The organism is Streptomyces sp. NPDC014907 (assembly GCF_055562975.1).
This window is the reverse complement of record NZ_JBVHEG010000020.1, coordinates 1-16,154: the sequence shown is the minus strand read 5'-3', so window position 1 is coordinate 16,154 and position 16,154 is coordinate 1. Positions and strand designations below refer to the sequence as shown.

Genomic DNA, 16,154 nt, shown 5'->3' with positions numbered 1-16,154 from the left:
GCCACGCGCCCTCGGCCTCACGCCCGGCGAACACCGGCAGGTCACCCGGCAACTGCGCCGGACGCACCCACACCCACGACCCCTCCCCGGCCGGGAGACCGTCCTCGGCAGGGTCTTCCGCGGCGGACGGCGTCTCTCCACCCGGTGCGTCGAGGGCCACGCCCCCGTGAGGCGCGGCGGCGGGTGCCGTGCGGTCCCGTTCCTCCGGAGCGTCCGGATCATCACCGTCCCCGCTGCCGGCCGCCGATCCGTCCGCACCGCCCCCTCGCGGGGCGCCGCCCACCGGCGCCACCGCACGTCCGGTGTGCGGCAGGGTCAGGGGTGGCAGGTCGTGGCGGAGGATGCCCTCGTGCAGGGCGCGCAGCGCGGGGCCGGGTTCGAGACCCAGCTCGCCGGACAGGTGCCCGCGCAGGTCCGCGTAACAGCGCAGCGCCTCGGGATGCCGCCCGGCCAGATACAGAGCGCGCAGCAGCAGCGCCCAGCCGGTCTCCCGCAGCCGGTGCTCCGCCGTCAGCTCCCGCGCCGCTTCCACGGCCTCGGACGTCCGCCCGCCCAGGAGCAGGGCGGTGGTGCGGATCTCCCGGACGGTCTGCCGCAGCTCCTCCAGCCGTGCGATCTCCTGGGCGGCGAACACCTGGTCCGCCGCGTCGGCGAGCGCCGCCCCGCGCCACAGCCCCAGAGCCCGCCCGGCCTCCTCCAGGGCGTGCGCCGGACGCCCCTGCTCCAGCAGCCGCTGCGCCCGGGTGACCGACCCCTCGAAACGCACCGTGTCCCGGCTCTCCGGCGGCACGCGCAGCGCGTAACCGGCCGGCTCGGTCACCAGCACCTCGCACACCCCCCGCGCCCGCAGACGCCGGGGCTCCAGAACCGCACGCACCTTGCTCACGTGCGCGTGCAGGGACGCCGTCGCCCCGCCCGGCGCCCGCCCCGGCCACAACTCCTCGCACAGCGTCTCCGCCGCCACCGCACGACCGTCCGCCAGCAACAACCGCGTCAACAGCAACCGCTGTCTACGCGGCCCCGGGTCCAGCGCCGCGCCCGCCCGCCGCACCACCAGCGGACCGAGCAGCCCGAAGTCGAGTTCGTTTCCCACAGTCGTCACCGTTCTCCGGCATCCTGCTCAACGGTGTCACCACCTCTGCGTCCCGCGTCCGGTGCGCGGACGTGCGCCGTCGGTCCCCGGTGCACGAGGTCCCGCGCTCCCCACGCGTGACCGGCAGCCGTGGACCGGGGCGTCGGCGTCCGCCCGATCCGGTGCGCGCGGGTTCCGTCGCGGCCGCCGGGCACGGTCCGGTACGGGGCACCCTCGGCCGTCGTACCCCGCGTCGCGGTGTCGTGCCCGACCGATGACGACCGACGGCCCCGGGTGGTCGGAGCGTGGTGGACTCCCTCGTCCGCTCCTCCTGCTCCGGCTGGAATTTTATCAGGGGGCGGGGCCGTGTCCGTGCTCCCACCGGCGCGGAAGCCGTCCGGCCCACCCGGTGGACGGCGCTTCGGTCCGGCCGGTTCCTCCGGTGGGGTGAACCAGACGCCCCTCCTCCGCGTAGAGCGGTTCGGACGCGTCCGGGTCCGAACCGACGGGCCCGGCGGCGACTGGTCCGTCCCGTCACCTCCCGGCCCCGCGTGCCCGGCGCATCGCGTCCTTGCGCGGGCCGGGCGACCCACCGGTTCATGCCCTTGTGACACGGCGTTCGGGGCGCGTGCCGAAAGTCCCGCCCGTTCACCGGGCAGACGACGCCGCTTTCGGCACACACCCCGGCGTGACGCGCCGGGGGCGGGCCGCCGCCGGTCCGAACCGCTTCCGCGTGCTGCGCGGGCCCTCCGGAACAGCGGGAAGTGGTCCTCCGCCCCCGGCCGGTCGGCTCCGGCCGGGCCCTTCCGCGTGTCCGCCTGCGCGCGGGCTCCCCGGGAGGGCCCGTACGGGACGCGGGAGCGGAAGGCGGTGCGGCATGGTCCGCGCCGCCTTCCGCGGTACCGCTCCGGAGCCCGGTGTCCCGCACGCCCCGCACGCCGTCAGGGTGCGGAACGCACCGGCATCGCGGGCGGCGCGGGGACGAGCGGCCCCGCGGCCTCCCAGACGAATCCGTCCGGATCGGTGAAGGGGTCCGAGGTGCCGGCGAGGACGACGCGGTGCGAGCCGGTGCCGTCGTCGGGGACACCGAGGTCCTTGGCCAGGCCGCGGCGCTTGTACAGCGCCAGCTTGACGGCGCCGGGCCCGCCGGAGGCGAACTCGGCGTACTTGCCGCCGAAGCTCTTGGCCACGCCCAGGCCCCGGCCGACGTAGAACTGCTTGGTGGCCCTGACGTCCTCGACGCCGAGCAGGAGGACGACCTCGTCGACCTCGCGGGTGGCCGGGCCGGTGTCCTTCTTCGCCGGGGTCGCGATCTTCCAGATCGTCCCGTCCGGGGCCCGGACGACGCCGCCGTAGCCCCACAGCGACTTCGCGGCGGGCTTCAGCACCGTGGCGCCGGCGTCCACGGCGGCCCCGACGAAGCCGTCGACGGTGGCCGGCCCGGAGACCGTGAGCGCCAGGGTGAAGCCCCGGAAACCGGCGGAGGGCGCCTCGGACGCCCGCAGCCGTACGTACGGGTCCACCCCGAAGGCGGCGTAGAAGCGGCGGGCGTCCTCGAGGTCGGGCACCTCGAGGACGACGGACACGAGGGACGTGCGGGACGCGGTGGGAGTGGTGTTCGCCATGCCCCTCACGCTAGGGGCTGCCCGGCGGCCGGGGCTTCTCGATTCCTGACCGTCTCGTCGTCCGCTTCGCCGCGCGGGGGCGTGCCGGGCGCACGCCCCGGCCGGGGCCGCCCGTGCGGCGGGATTCACCGCACGGACGCGGGAACGGTCCCGCGTCCGCGTCCGGCGCGGTGGTGCCGGCGGAAGCTCCGGCCTCGTGCCCGGCGCGGACGCGCACCGGGGCGTTCCCCGGTCAGCAGTTGCGGAGGGAGTAGACGGGCGTCCAGTCCACGGCGTACACGGCGTTGTCGGCGGGGACGGTCCTGATCACGTTGCCGCCCGAACCGTAGACGGTCGCGACGGCGCCACCGGTCTGGCTGTTCTTGGCCTCGCCCCAGCCGCCCCAGTTGGACAGGTAGTAGCGGGTGCAGTGGTAGAAGTAGAAGACGCGGAACCGGTTCGCCGTCGGGTCCCAGACGGAGGCGCAGAAGTTCCCCGGGGCGCAGCTGACGCCGGCGCCGGGCGGCAGCAGTTCCGTACGCGCGGGGGCCGGAGAGGACGTCGGGGCGACGGCGGACGGCGCCGCCTGGACGGGGCCGGCGGCGAGGACGGAGGCCAGCGCCAGGGTCGTGGCGCCGAGGACTCCGGACAGAGAGCGCTTGACGGGCATGGTTCGTGATCCCTCTCTGGATGCTCCGGGCGGGTCGGGGCAGCGGATCCACTGCCTCCACCGCCCATGGTCGCGGCCGGTTCCCGCGCGGCGCCACGGGTTTCGGGCACCGCCGAATACCACTGGTCATCCCGTGCACCGGCAGGTCCGCCCCGGGGCGGAACGCGGTGCGCGCGACAGCGGCACCGGTCCGCCGGCCCGACGCCCGGCCGGACGTCGTCGTGCCCCCCCGGCCCGGACGTCTCCTCATCCCCACCTGATCACGATCTCAAGGAAGCCTTAAGAATCGGCGCCCGCGCCCCCACGGCCTCCGTCCGGCGCCCGACGGGTGGTTAGGTTTCGGACGGCGGGCCGGAGAGGTCCCACCGCAGGCGAACCGCGCACCCGTCCTCCGCGCCCGCGGAGCACCCCCCGCCCGTCGCCGCCCCGTCCCAAGGCCCGGAAAGGAAACGTCGCCGTGGTCCTGTCCCTCCCCCGAGGCACCGCCCGCCTCGCGGCCGTACTCGACGCCCTCCCCGACGGCCTCGTGCCCGTCCCCTCCGACGGCACGGCCGCCACCGCCGCCGCCCTCCCCCACGGCGTGTCCGACACCTCCCGCGCGACCGGTGCGCTCCGCGCGTGGCCCCGGACCGAGGCGATCCTGCGGGCCACCACCGAAGGCATCGCCTGCACCGACGCCGACGGCCGGATCACCCTCGTCAATCCCGCCTTTACGCGCATCCTCGGATACCGCGCCGCCGAACTGGAGGGCGTCGGCCTGCACCCGCTGATCCTGCCCGAACGCCCGGACGGCACCCCCTTCCCGTACGAGGAGTCCCCGCTCGCCGACACCCTGCGCTCCGGCCGCAAACACCGGGTCCGCAACCAGGTCCTGTGGTCCGAGGGCGGCGAGCGGGTACCCGTCGACCTGACGACCGCCCCGGTCCGCGACGGCGACCGGCTCGTCGGCGCCGTGCTGGCCTTCACCGACCGCAGGCCCCACGAGAAGCTGGCCCAGCGCCACGCCGCCGAACTCGCCGCGTTCACCGGCCGGGCCGAACGGCTCGCCGCCGAGCGCGAGGCCCAGGCCGAGAGGTACGCGGCGCTCGCCGCCCGGCAGGCGCAGCTGACCGCCGTCCTGGACAAGGCGCTGCGCGGCGAGCTGGCACCGCTGACGGACACCCTCCTGGACCACCGGCGGCTGGAGACGGGCACGGCCGCCGTCACCCGGCACCCCACGGCGCTGGACACCCTCGTGACCGCCGCCGTCCACAAGGCCTCCCTGCTCACCGGCCCGCACCCCACGCGGTTCGCCGTGCACGCTCCCCCCGCCGTCGTCTCGCTCGATCCCGGACGGACGACGACCGCCCTGGCCCATCTGATCGCCGACGCCTCCGGGTTCACGTCCTCGGGCCCGGGCCTCCCGCACGACCGCACCGGTGCCCGGTCCGGCACCACGATCGTCATCACGGCGGCGCGGCACGACGCCACCCTGCGCGTCGAGATCCGTGGCCTCCACGCCGTGAACGACTCCGTCCACACCCTGATCGCGCGCGGGATCGCCGACGCGCACGGTGGCCGCCTCACCGCGCGGGTCCTCCCCGGCGGGATCGGCCTGGCCCACGTCGTCGAACTCCCCGACGTGCCCGTGCCCGTGCCCGCGCCCGCCCCCCGGCCGGCCGGCACCGCCGCGCACTCCCTGGTCCCGGTCCCCGCCCCGCGCCCCGCGCGGATGCCGGCACCGTCCCCGCACCCCGCACAGGTACAGGCTCCGCGCCCCGCGCGGACGCCGGTCCCCGCCCCGCGCCCGGACCGGGTGCCGGTGCGCGTCCCGTGCCCCGAGCCGGCTCCGATCGCCGGTTCCCTGATCATCGGCGCGGCGGTCCGCGCCCGTCGGGCCCGCGCGGCGAACGACCTCCCGGTCCGCCAGCGTCCCGTTCCCGTGTCCCCGCCGTCGGCGGCCCGTCCCGCCCCGTCGGCCGGGGACGAGGCCCAGCAGCGCATCGTCACGCTTCTCGCGAAGCTCAGGAGCCACCCCGTCTGACCGGTCCGGCGGCGTGCGGGAACGACGGCCGTCCGGGGCGGCGCCGATGGCGCCGGCCCGGACGGCGGGGTGGTGCCGGGGATCAGTAGCTGGTCGTGACGGCGGCGCCGGTGAAGCCGGCGGCGGCGTGGAGGCTGATGAAGTGGTTGCCCGCGTGCGGGTTGGTGATCGTCAGGGTGTGGCTGTTGCCGGCGCCGGTGGCGCGGCTGACGTACGAGGACGTGGTGGCCCAGCCGTAACCGCTGTAGTAGAGGTCGGCGTCGCCGGTGCCGCCGCTGACGGTGATCTTCAGCTGGGTGGTTCCGGCCGGGATGTCCAGGTAGAGGTAGACGTAGTCGCCGGTGGGGGCGGAGAGGTTGCCGCGCCGGCAGTTCTTGCCCAGGGCGCGGGTGTCCGGGCCGGTGCACTCGGGGACCGCGGACGCGACGGTGACCTGCCGGGTGGTGGTGGCCGTGGCGCCCTTGTCGTCGGTCACGGTCAGCCGGACGGTGTAGGTGCCCGCGGCGGCGTACGTCCTGGTGGGGTCGGCCTGGCTGGACGTGGCGCCGTCCCCGAAGTCCCAGGCGCGGGAGACGACGCTGCCGTCGGGGTCGGAGGAGCGGTCGGTGAGGGTGACCGTCAGGCCCCGGACCGTCGCGGTGAAGTCGGCGGTGGGGGCCTTGTTGCCGGGTGCCGTGCCGCCGCCGCAGTCACCGGCGGCGCAGCCCGCGAGCCAGGTGCGGAAGTCACCGTCGTAGCGGGTGCCTATGGTGGAGGCCAGGTGGGTCCGGGCGGCGTCCCACCGGCCGGCGCGGTAGTGGCCGAGCACCGTGTCCATGTCCCCGGGGTGCTTCTCCAGCATGTACCGCACGGCGAGGTATCCCCAGCGGTAGACCCGTGTGGTGCCGTGGTCGTAGTCGGTGGAGAAGAGGGTGCTCAGGGCGTACGTACCGAGGCCCGCCTCGGTCATCGCCGCCGTGTAGGGCAGGCCGCGGTAGGAGTACGAGACGTACTCGGCGAAGCCCTCCACCCACCAGACGGTGGGGGTGCTCATGTTGGCGGTGAAGTCGCCGTACATGGTGAAGCGGCCGTCGAGGTAGTGGGTGTACTCGTGGTTGAGGTTCCAGATCTGGAACTCCGGGCGCAGCCACTCGGCCTCGTAGGCGATGAAGCGCGGCTGGTTGCCGGCGGCGGCGGGGTCGCCCTCCAGGTACATGCCGCCGTTGTTGGTGTCGATGCCGTACATCGCGCCGGCGTAGGTCTGGTAGTCGGCGCTGGAGTCGTAGGCGACGACCTCGAGGGTGGTGTTGTGGTCGTCGGCGACCGGACCGGCGTCCCGTGCGACCCGGTGGAAGTACTCGTCCTGCTTCAGGAGGCTGGCACAGGCGGCGTCCAGTTCGGCGGAGGTCATCTGCTGGGCGAGGACGCGCAGGCTCGGGCCACAGGTGTGACGGACCGGCAGGACCGCGCTCTTGAGGCGCTCCTGGAGGTCGCAGGTGCCGTAGGAGGAGCAGTTCGCCCTGTCGTAGTGGTCGACCATCTCGGCGACGCCGACCCACAGGGGGGCGGTGCGTCCCGTCATGGAGCTCTGTCCGAGCAGGCCGGCGGCCAGTGGCCGGACCGCGCTCCGCAGGCTCGCGTGCTGGACGAAGCGGGCCAGTTCCCGGCCCGCGTTGGAGGTCAGGTAGGACGTGTCGGTGCCCAGCAGGGAGAGGTGGTCGGCGGCGAAGCGGTGCAGGGTGCCGAGGAGGCTCGGGTCCGCCTGGACCGCGCTGACGAACTCGGGCGTCTGGTGGCCGCGGAAGGTCACCGTGTACACGTTGTTGACCGCGTTGAGCATCCACCAGGACGCGTTCCAGGTGGAGTCGTAGTCGGTCAGCAGCCGCTTGACGACGTGGATGTACCGGGCGTTCTCCTGGGCGCTGTCGATCAGGGTGACCGCCTCGGCCAGCGTCTCGCCGTTGGCGTCGGTGACGTCGCGGGAGCGGGCGCTCGCGAAGAAGGCGTCGAGACCGGAGCGGGCCGCCGCCTTCAGGGTGCTGCCGTAGTCGCCGACGGTGTCCGGCTGGTACCACTGCACGTAGTACCCGGCGCGCAGGTAGAGCACGAGCTGCGGGGTCCCGGTGCTCGCGTCGCCGGGGTAGTTCGCGGAGTTGTCGCGGAGGGCCTGGGCGACGGACACCATCTGGGGCTCGCGGAACGCCAGCCGGGCGCCGTCTCCGGTCAGGTCGAAGAGGGTGTTGACGCACTCGGTGGTGGACGCCTTGATCTGCCGGACGAGTTCGCTTCCGGTGCGGCCGGTGAAGTCGGCGGGGTCGCACGCCGCCCCGGCGGTCTTCGCCGTCGCGGCGGGCCGGGGCGTGGCGCCGTGGTGGTCGTACGCCTGCCTGAGCGGTGACTTGTCGGCGCTCAGCGGGGGGAGTTGGGACGCCGGCAGCCGGGCTCCGCGTTCGTGGCCGGCGTCCGGGGCGGACGACAGCCGCGCCCTGGGCGCGGGGTCGGCCGGTCCCTCGGGGTGCGCCTGCCTCGACGCGTTCGGGGCCGCGGCGGCGGCCGGCAGGGCGTGGGCGGGCTGCGCGAGCGGCCCGGCGCCCAGGATTCCGGCGAGGGCCAGGGGCAGTACGGCGCCCATGCCTCGGCGGACGAGTGCGGTTCTCACGTGTGTTCCTCCCGTGGGGGATCGGGGCACGCGGTCGCGTGACCGACGGGGACGAACAGGTCGCGGACCGGGATCTCGCACCCGGCGACGGGCACGGTCCGGCCCGGTGGGCAGGATTGTCATGCTCACAACCTGTGCAATGTAAAATTGCACAGTTCACACGTCACATGGAAGGTGTGCGGCCGAATTCGTTACAACCACCGGGCGGACGGGGCCCGGAGCTCCGGCGAACAGGAACGGAATCCACGGCGGCGCGGCTCCCGCCCCCCGCGCGACCGGCGGCGCGCGGCACGGCGCGCACGGCGGGGCGGCCGCACGTCGGGGCGGCCGTCCGGCCGCGTCGCGCCGCTCCCGGCGGCGCCTTCCGCGCAACGTGACATTGTATGCTCCGTTCACATCTGGCTGGAGGGAAGCACATGAGTGAGACGAAGCCCCGCAAACTCATCCCGGTCCAGGAGCACCTGCGCGACCAGGTGGCCAACGCCCTTCGCGCGGCGCTGATCTCGGGAGACCTGCAGCCCGGCGTGATCTACTCGGCTCCCGCCCTGGCCGCGGAGTACGGCGTCTCCGCCACACCGGTGCGCGAGGCCATGCTGGACCTCGTCCGCGAGGGCATGGTCGAGGCGGTGCGCAACAAGGGCTTCCGCGTCACCGAACTCTCCGAACGCGACCTGGACGAGTACACCGAGATCCGCTCGCTCATCGAGATCCCCACCATCGGCCGGGTGACCCGGTCCGCCACGCGGGAACAGCTGGAGGCGCTGCGTCCCGTGGCGGAGGAGATCGTGGCCGCCGCCCGGCGCGGCGACCTGATCGGGTACCTGGAGTCGGACCGCCGCTTCCACCTCGACCTGCTCGCCCTGGCGGGCAACGCCCGCCTCGTGGAGACCGTGGCCGAACTGCGCAAGCGTTCCCGGCTCTACGGGCTCGCCGACCTCTCCCACTCGGGGTCGCTGGTCGGTTCGGCGGAGGAGCACACCGCGCTTCTCGACATCATGGTCTCCGGGGACGCGGAGGGCGCCGAGGAGTACATGCGCCGCCACCTCGCGCACGTGCGCACCCTGTGGGCGACGCGGAAGCTGCGGGACACGGACGCCTCCGCCTCCCGCCGGCTCGGCGTCCGCTGACGCGGGCCCGGCCCGGGCACCGGACCCGCCGGCGGGCGTCCCCCCACGCACCGCCGGGGGCACGCCGCCCGCCGGGGCGTCCGGGCCGGCGGAGGCGGCCCCGCGCGCCCGGTGCCGCCGCCGTTCAGGGGTTCAGAGGGTGAATCCCGCCGGATAGGGGTCCGTGGGGTCGAGCAGGTACTGCGCGGTCCCGGTGATCCAGGCGCGCCCGGTGACCGACGGCAGGACGGCGGGCCGGCCGCCGACCGTGGTCCCGCCGAGGATCCTCCCGGTGAAACGCGACCCGATGAAGGACTCGTTGACGAACTCCCGGCCGGTCCCGAGCAGCCCCCGCGCGTGGAGCTGCGCCATCCGCGCGCTGGTGCCCGTGCCGCACGGCGAGCGGTCGAACCACCCCGGATGGATCGCCATGGCGTGCCGCGAGTGCTCCGCGGTCGACCCGGGGGCCTCCAGGTAGACGTGGTGGCAGACGTCGATGGCCGGGTTCTCCGGATGCGCCACCGGGTTCTGCGTGTTGACCGCCTCCATGATCGCCAGGCCGGCGTCGAGCAGCCGCTGCTTGTGCTCGCGGCCGAAGGGGATGCCGAGGTCCTCCGTGCGCACGAAGGCGTAGAAGTTGCCGCCGTACGCGATGTCGTAGCGGACCTCGCCGTACCCCTCGACCTCCACGACCTGGTCCAGCGCGTGGCTGTAGGAGGCGACGTTCTCCAGGGTGACCGACTCGGCCCGCCCGTCCCGTACGGCGACCCGTGCCGTGACCAGCCCGGCGGGGGTGTCGAGACGGATCAGGGTCTCCGGCTCGACCGCCTCGACCATGCCGGTCTCCACGAGCACCGTCGCCACGCCGATGGTGCCGTGCCCGCACATGGGCAGGCACCCGGAGACCTCGATGAACAGCACGCCGAAGTCGGCGTCCGGCCGGGTCGGCGGCTGGAGGAGGGCTCCCGACATGGAGGCGTGCCCGCGGGGTTCGCACATGAGCAGGGTGCGCAGCCGGTCGCGCTCCGCGACGAACCGCCGCCGTTTCTCCGCCATCGTCGCGCCGGGCAGCACGCCCACCCCGCCGGTGACGACCCGGGTCGGCATCCCCTCGGTGTGCGAGTCCACGGCGTGGTAGCAGACGAGGGAGCGCACGTCAGTTCACCCCGGCGTCGATGAGGGTCCGCGTCGCGGCGCGCACGACGGCCTCGGTCTCCGGGTCCAGGGCGCGCCGCGGCGGGCGGCACGCGCCGCCGCGCCGGCCGGTCATGTCCTGGCCGAGCTTGACCGCCTGGACGAACTCGGTCCTGCTGTCCCAGCGCAGCACGGGGTGGAGCCTGCGGTAGAGCGGGAGCGCGGTGTCGAGGTCGCCGCGCACGGCCGCCTCGTAGAGGGCGAGGCAGGCGCGCGGGAAGACCTGCGGATAGCCCGCCACCCAGCCCTTGGCGCCGGCGACGGCGACTTCGAGGAGGGTGTCGTCGGTGCCGACGAGGAGATCGAGACCGGGCGCCAGCTCGCTGATGGCGTAGCAGCGCCGGACGTCGCCGGAGAACTCCTTCACGCCCACGATGAACCCCTCGGCGTACAGCTTGGCCAGCAGGTCCGGACGCAGGTCCACCTTGGTGTCGACGGGGTTGTTGTACGCGGTGACCGGAAGGCCCGCCGACGCCACCGCCTCGAAGTGCTCGAGCACGGACCGGTCGTCGGCCCGGTAGCCGTTGGGCGGGAGGCACATGACGGCCTGGCAGCCCGCGTCCCTGGCGAACCGCGCGTGCCGCCGGGCCTCGATCGCGCCGTACGCCCCCACGCCCGGCATGACCGTGAAGCCCTCGGGGGCGTTCGCCACGGCGGTCTCCACGACACGGTCGCGTTCGGCGTCGGTCAGGGTCTGGTACTCGCCCAGGGAGCCGTTCGGGGCGACGCCGTGCAGGCCCTGTGCGGCGAGCCAGGCGACGTTCTCCCCGAAGGCGCCGTGGTCCACGGCGAGGTCGCGGCCGAACGGGAGGCTCGTCGCGACGATGACGCCGTGCCAGGGCACGCGGTGGTGGTCCATGGGATCTCCTCAGTGGGTGTCGGCGGCGGATTCGCCGTGGCCGGAGCCGGGTTCGGGGGGCCCGGCGAGCGCGCCGAGCGTGACGGGGGTCGCGATCAGCCGTTCCGTGGGGACGTAGGGCCCGGCGGCGCGCGTGAGGCAGTGCACGGCGGGTCCGCAGATCCGGCCCTGGCACCAGCCCATGCCCGCCCTCGTCAGCTGCTTGACCTGCCGGTGGTCGGCCGCCGAACCGTCGGCGCACACCGACCGCACCGTGCCCGCGCCGACCTCCTCGCACCGGCAGACCGTCGTGTCGTCGGTCAGCCACGAGGGCCACGCCGGCGGGAGGGGATGCGCCCGGGCCGTCGCGCGGGCGAAGGCGCGGTGCCGGGCCGCCGCGGCGCGCTCGGCGGCCAGGCGGCGGCGGTTCGGGCGTCCCGGCGCCCGGAGGTCGGTGAGCACCGACACGGCGGCGAGGCGTCCCTCGCTCACCGCGAGCGCGGCCCCGCCCACGCCGCAGGTCTCGCCCGCCGCGTAGAGCCCGGGCACGGTGGTGCGCTGCCCGTCGTCGACGGCCGCGGCCGCGGTCCCGTCGCCCGCGTCGGCGAGGTCGCAGCCGAAGGGCAGGAGGAGGTCGAGCTGGGGGACGAAGCCCCAGCCGACGCCCACGGTGCCGGCCTCGATCCGGCGTTCGGTGCCCCGCAACGGCGCGCCGCCGGCGTCCAGGGAGGCGACGCGTACCGCCGTGACGCCGTCCTCCCCCTCGGCGGCGACGATCGCGGTGCGGGTCAGGAACGGCACGCGGTGGCGGGCGAGGGTGCCCGCGTAGCGGGCGGCCTCGGCCCACTTGGCGGGATCGCGCAGCAGCGGTACGGGGTGGCGCAGCCAGGCCGAGGGCGCGGCGGCCTCGCACACGGCGACGACCTCGGCGCCCCGCGCGGCCAGGGCGGCGGCGACGGGCAGCAGGAAGGGGCCGGTCCCGCCGAGGACGATCCGGCCCCCGGCGACGACCCCTCCGCCCTTGAGGAGGGCCTGCAGCCCTCCGGCGGTGAGCACGCCGGGCAGGTCCCACCCGGGGAAGGGAAGCTGGCGGTCGTACGCGCCGGTCGCCACCAGCAGCGCCGGGGCGCGCAGCACCACGGCCCGCTCCCCGGCCGCTCCGCCCCGGTCCACGGCGTGGACGGCGAACCCGTCCCCGTCGCGGGCGGCGGTCCACACGTGGTGGCGCGTCAGCAGGGAGAGCCGGCCGGTGCGCGCGTGGGCGGACAGCGCGGCGCACAGCGCCCGGTAGGTGCCGAGCCCGTGGTGCGGGCCGGCGTCCGGGAGGAACTCCCGGGCGTGGCACGGGGGGTGGCGCCAGAACTGGCCCCCGGGCGCGGCCCCGGAGTCGACGAGCACGACGCGCAGTCCGCCGTCGAGGGCGGTCGCGGCGGCCGCCATGCCGGCCGGGCCCGCGCCCACGACCACGAGGTCACCCGTCCCGTCCATCGCCGCCCTCCCCGGTCGTCACGGTCATGCCCGCGCGGGCCTCCACCAGGCAGGCGCGCTGTCCGCCCCGCCCGTCGACGGTCACCAGGCAGTCGAAGCAGACGCCGATCCCGCAGAAGATCCCGCGGGGGCGCCGTCCGGCACGGGTCGTCCTCCAGGCGACCCGGCCCGACGCGACGAACGCCGCCGCCAGCGTCTGGCCCGGTACGAACGGCAGCCGTTCGCCGTCCACGGTCAGTTCGGTCATGCCGGCGCACCTCCGGTGGTCAGGAATCGGTCGGGCAGGAGCCCGGGGTGGGCGGTCGGGTCGGCCCCGCGCCAAGGCCGGCCGAGGAGATGGGCGGTGACCAGCGCGCCGGTCGCGGGAGCGAGGCCGACGCCCGCGCCCTCGTGGCCGCAGGCGTGGAGCACTCCCGGGACCCGGGGGTCGGGGCCGACGACCGGCAGGTGGTCGGGGCAGTACGGGCGGAAGCCCCGGTAGGCGCGGATCAGGTGGACGTCGCGCAGGAAGGGGAAGAGCCGGCACGCCCCGGCGGCGAGCGCGGTGACGACGGCCGGGTTCGGGGTGGTGTCGAAGCCGACGCGTTCCCGACTGGCGCCGATCAGGATCGTGCCCGCGCGGGTCCCCTCGACCACGCACGAGGTCTCCAGGCCCGCGCCGCCGGAGGCGACGTTCGCGACGTAGTCGGCGGAGTAGACCTTGTGCCGGATCATCGGCGGCAGCGGCTCGGTGACGAGGACGAAGCCGCGCCGCGGCAGGATCTCCAGGGGCGCGCCGAGCCTGCGGCCGATCTCGCCGCCCCAGGTTCCCGCGGCGTTCACCACGGCGTCGGCGGGCAGCACGGTGCCGTCGGCGGTGCGGACCCCGGTGATCCTCCCGTCCCGTCCGGTGGTCCCCGCGACGACCTCGCCGGTGCGGGTGCGGGCTCCGTGCCGGGCCGCCGCGCGCAGCAGCGCGGCGGCCGCGAGGACGGGCTGCACCTGGGCGTCCTGCGGGTAGTGGACGCCGCCGGGGAGCCCGGGGGCGAGGTGCGGTTCGAGCGCGGTGACGCGGTCGACGTCCTCGGTGCGGACGCCGGCGGCCGTCTGGCGCGCCGCGAACGCCCGCAGGGCGGCGAGGGCGTGGGGGGTTCCGGCGACGACCAGGCCGCCCTTGGCCTCCAGTTCGAGGGCGTCGGGGCCGAGTTCCCCGCCCGCCTCGTCCCACAGGCCGCGGCTGAGCCGGGCCAGGTCCAGTTCGGGTCCGGGTTCCTTGTCGGACAGGAGGACGTTGCCCTCCCCCCGGCTGGTCGTGCCCGCGCCGACGGGGCCCCGGTCGACGACCGTGACGTCGAGCCCGGCGGAGACCGCGTGGAACGCGCACGCGGCGCCCACGATGCCCGCGCCCACGACGACGACTTTCATGCCCGCCCCCCAGTGCAATGTCACATGCCATTACCTAGGGTATGCACGCGGACGACCGGAGGACAATGCCGCCGGACCGGTGACTTCGGCCCGGAGCGGGTGCCCGGGACGCGTCGCGACGCGTCCCGGGCACCCGCTCCGCCGCCCGGCGGCACGGGCGTCGGCGCCCGTGCCGCCCGTACCGCCGAGCAGGTCCCGGATGCCCGGCGAGGGACGTGCCGACGGCGCCGTGCGATGACCCGTTCGCACGGCGCCGCGAGGACCCCGGAGGCGCTACCGGGTCCTGAACCGGCGGTAGAGGTTGCGGGCCACGTACACGCCCGGTCCCCCGAAGCCGATGATGTCGACGCGTCCGTCGCCGGTGACGTCGGCGAGGAAGCGGGGGTGGTGGCCGACCCGCCAGGCGCCGGCGGCGTCGTCGTACCCGAAGCCGCGGCAGACCAGTTGGGCCTGTTCGAACCGGCCGTCGCCGAGGTTGTGGGAGACCCAGACCCCCTCGTCGCCGAAGCCGACGATGTCGGGGCTGCCGTCGCCGGTGACGTCGGCGAGGAAGCGGAGGTGCTTGCTCGCCGTCCATCCCTGGGCGGTCCCGAAGTCGTTCAGGACGAGCTTCGCGGGCTCGAAGGTGCCGTCGCCGAGGCCGCGTGCGACGACGACGCCGCGGGGGCCGAAGCCGACGACGTCCGTCGCGCCGTCGCCGGTGGTCTTCAGCAGGAACCGGGGGTACTCCTCCGCCGAGGCCCACCCCTGGCCGGTCCCGAAGTCATCGAGGACGTAGAGCGGCTCGGCGAACGTCCCGTCCTCGTCCTGGAGGGAGATCCAGACGCCGTCGTCATGGCAGCCGACGATGTCGAGCCGGCCGTCGCCAGTGGTGTCGGCGAAGAAGCGGGGGTGCTCGTCCGCCAGCCACCCGCCGGCCTCCTCGGCGTGGCCGAACGCCCGGAGAACGGGCTCGTCGGACAATGGCGCGAACTTGCCCTCCTCGTCCTGGAGGGAGATCCAGACGCCGTCGTCGTGACAGCCGACGATGTCGAGCCTGCCGTCACCGGTGGTGTCGGCGAGGAAACGGGGGTGCTTCCCGACCAGCCACCCGCCCGCCTCCTCCCCGTGACCGAACGCCCGGAGGGCCGGTTCGGCGGCCGGGGGCCCGAACGTCCCGTCCTCGCTCCGGGGGGAGATCCGGACACCGTCGGCGGCCAGCACCACGATGCCGGGCCTGCCTTCGCCCGCGATGTCGGCCAGGGTCCACAGGTCCGCGTGACCGGCGGAGGGCACGGGCTGGTGCAGGACGCGTTCCTCGTCCTTGAACGTGCCGTCGCCCCTGCCGGCCGACGTCACGGCCCCCTTGGCGGGTTTCAGCCCGACGACGTCCGCCCGGCCGTCTCCCGTGGTGTCGGCGGGGAACCGCGCGCCGAGCCCGGCCCACCGGCCCGGCCGGCCGTCGGGGAAGGGGGTGGCTCCTTCGCTCTTCCATCCGCCGGCGTCCGGATCGCTCCCGAACCGGTCGAGGACCAGCAGCATGTCGCTGAAGGAGGGCACCGTCCCGGGGACGGGCCGCAGCGCGGCCGAGCGGGCCAGCCGCCAGGACCGGCGCCCGTTCCAATGACTCAACGGCGCCCAGTGCAGGGCGAGATCGCTGACGCGCTCGGGTTCGGCCGGGACCAGACGCCACCGCTGGGTCTCCGCGTCCTCGTCGTACGCGCGCAGGACGACCGGTGTGGCGTCCTCGCGGGGGTCGCCGAGGTCGAGGACGGCGTCGTCGGTCACGCTCTCGATGAAGCAGAGGCCCTCTTCCCCCTCGAAGGGGACGACGCGCCACTGCTGACTCCTGCTGCCGTCGGCGGCGGCCGACCGCCGGGCGACGCCGTCCGGGGCGGCGGGCCGGTCGAGGACCTTGCCGTCGGCGACGCCGCGGATCACGTACACCCGCTCGTCCCGCGCGGACGGCACGGGGGCGATCCGCCACCGCTCCGGGCCCGGGCCGCCGTCGGGGAGGTCACGGACGACGAGCGCCCCGTCCGTCCCGGGCACGGCTTCGGCGCCGAGGGGTCTCCCCGTGGCGGCGTTGACGATCTCCAGTTTCAGTTCTTCCGTGGGCACGGACATCGTGGTGCCTC

Annotated in this window: 11 protein-coding genes and 1 pseudogene; 2 read left to right on the top strand and 10 right to left on the bottom strand. The window is 75.2% G+C overall.

Features of this window, described 5'->3' with window-relative positions:
- The 3 genes from ACZ3IL_RS28770 to ACZ3IL_RS28760 all read right to left on the bottom strand — a co-directional run.
- Nucleotides 1–1,102, bottom strand: a 1,102-nt coding sequence (locus tag ACZ3IL_RS28770; RefSeq protein WP_467395044.1) for an AfsR/SARP family transcriptional regulator, incomplete at its 3' end; no start/stop codon positions are given.
- 911 nt (nucleotides 1,103–2,013) lie between these two features.
- Nucleotides 2,014–2,697: a glyoxalase gene (locus tag ACZ3IL_RS28765; protein ID WP_467395042.1), complete on the bottom strand. Its 684-nt coding sequence runs from the start codon at nucleotides 2,695–2,697 to the stop codon at nucleotides 2,014–2,016.
- Nucleotides 2,698–2,929: 232 nt separating this feature from the next.
- Nucleotides 2,930–3,346 carry a hypothetical protein gene (locus ACZ3IL_RS28760; RefSeq protein ID WP_467395040.1) on the bottom strand — a complete coding sequence of 139 codons (417 nt, stop codon included), beginning with the start codon at nucleotides 3,344–3,346 and terminating at the stop codon, nucleotides 2,930–2,932.
- Nucleotides 3,347–3,959: 613 nt separating this feature from the next.
- Between ACZ3IL_RS28760 and ACZ3IL_RS28755 the strand changes: the two are divergent.
- Nucleotides 3,960–4,595 (top strand): annotated as a pseudogene (locus ACZ3IL_RS28755) (PAS domain S-box protein); the annotation flags it as partial.
- Nucleotides 4,596–5,451: 856 nt separating this feature from the next.
- On the opposite strand, the gene ACZ3IL_RS28750 reads toward ACZ3IL_RS28755, so the two are convergent.
- The gene (locus ACZ3IL_RS28750) at nucleotides 5,452–7,980 is read right to left on the bottom strand and encodes a collagenase (RefSeq protein ID WP_467395048.1); all 2,529 of its coding nucleotides are present in this window, start codon (nucleotides 7,978–7,980) and stop codon (nucleotides 5,452–5,454) included.
- Nucleotides 7,981–8,423: 443 nt separating this feature from the next.
- Here ACZ3IL_RS28750 and ACZ3IL_RS28745 point away from each other — a divergent pair, with 443 nt between their 5' ends.
- A complete protein-coding gene (locus tag ACZ3IL_RS28745; protein ID WP_467395038.1) occupies nucleotides 8,424–9,134 on the top strand; it encodes a GntR family transcriptional regulator in 711 nt (236 codons plus the stop codon).
- Nucleotides 9,135–9,266: 132 nt separating this feature from the next.
- On the opposite strand, the gene ACZ3IL_RS28740 is transcribed toward ACZ3IL_RS28745, so the two are convergent.
- From ACZ3IL_RS28740 to ACZ3IL_RS28715, 6 genes are all read right to left on the bottom strand, one after another.
- Nucleotides 9,267–10,268: a proline racemase family protein gene (locus tag ACZ3IL_RS28740; protein WP_467395036.1), complete on the bottom strand. Its 1,002-nt coding sequence runs from the start codon at nucleotides 10,266–10,268 to the stop codon at nucleotides 9,267–9,269.
- Nucleotide 10,269: 1 nt separating this feature from the next.
- Complete coding sequence (locus ACZ3IL_RS28735) at nucleotides 10,270–11,166, bottom strand: dihydrodipicolinate synthase family protein (RefSeq protein ID WP_467395033.1); 897 nt, start codon at nucleotides 11,164–11,166, stop codon at nucleotides 10,270–10,272.
- A 9-nt stretch (nucleotides 11,167–11,175) separates the two neighbouring features.
- The gene (locus ACZ3IL_RS28730; protein ID WP_467395031.1) at nucleotides 11,176–12,633 is read right to left on the bottom strand and encodes an FAD-dependent oxidoreductase; all 1,458 of its coding nucleotides are present in this window, start codon (nucleotides 12,631–12,633) and stop codon (nucleotides 11,176–11,178) included.
- The gene (locus tag ACZ3IL_RS28725; protein WP_467395029.1) at nucleotides 12,617–12,880 is read right to left on the bottom strand and encodes a (2Fe-2S)-binding protein; all 264 of its coding nucleotides are present in this window, start codon (nucleotides 12,878–12,880) and stop codon (nucleotides 12,617–12,619) included. The genes ACZ3IL_RS28730 and ACZ3IL_RS28725 overlap by 17 nt, the downstream gene beginning before the upstream one ends.
- Nucleotides 12,877–14,037: an NAD(P)/FAD-dependent oxidoreductase gene (locus ACZ3IL_RS28720; RefSeq protein ID WP_467395027.1), complete on the bottom strand. Its 1,161-nt coding sequence runs from the start codon at nucleotides 14,035–14,037 to the stop codon at nucleotides 12,877–12,879. The genes ACZ3IL_RS28725 and ACZ3IL_RS28720 overlap by 4 nt, the downstream gene beginning before the upstream one ends.
- A gap of 273 nt (nucleotides 14,038–14,310) precedes the next feature.
- Entirely contained in the window at nucleotides 14,311–16,143 is a 1,833-nt protein-coding gene (locus ACZ3IL_RS28715; RefSeq protein WP_467395046.1) for an FG-GAP-like repeat-containing protein, read from the bottom strand.
- Nucleotides 16,144–16,154 lie beyond the last annotated feature (11 nt).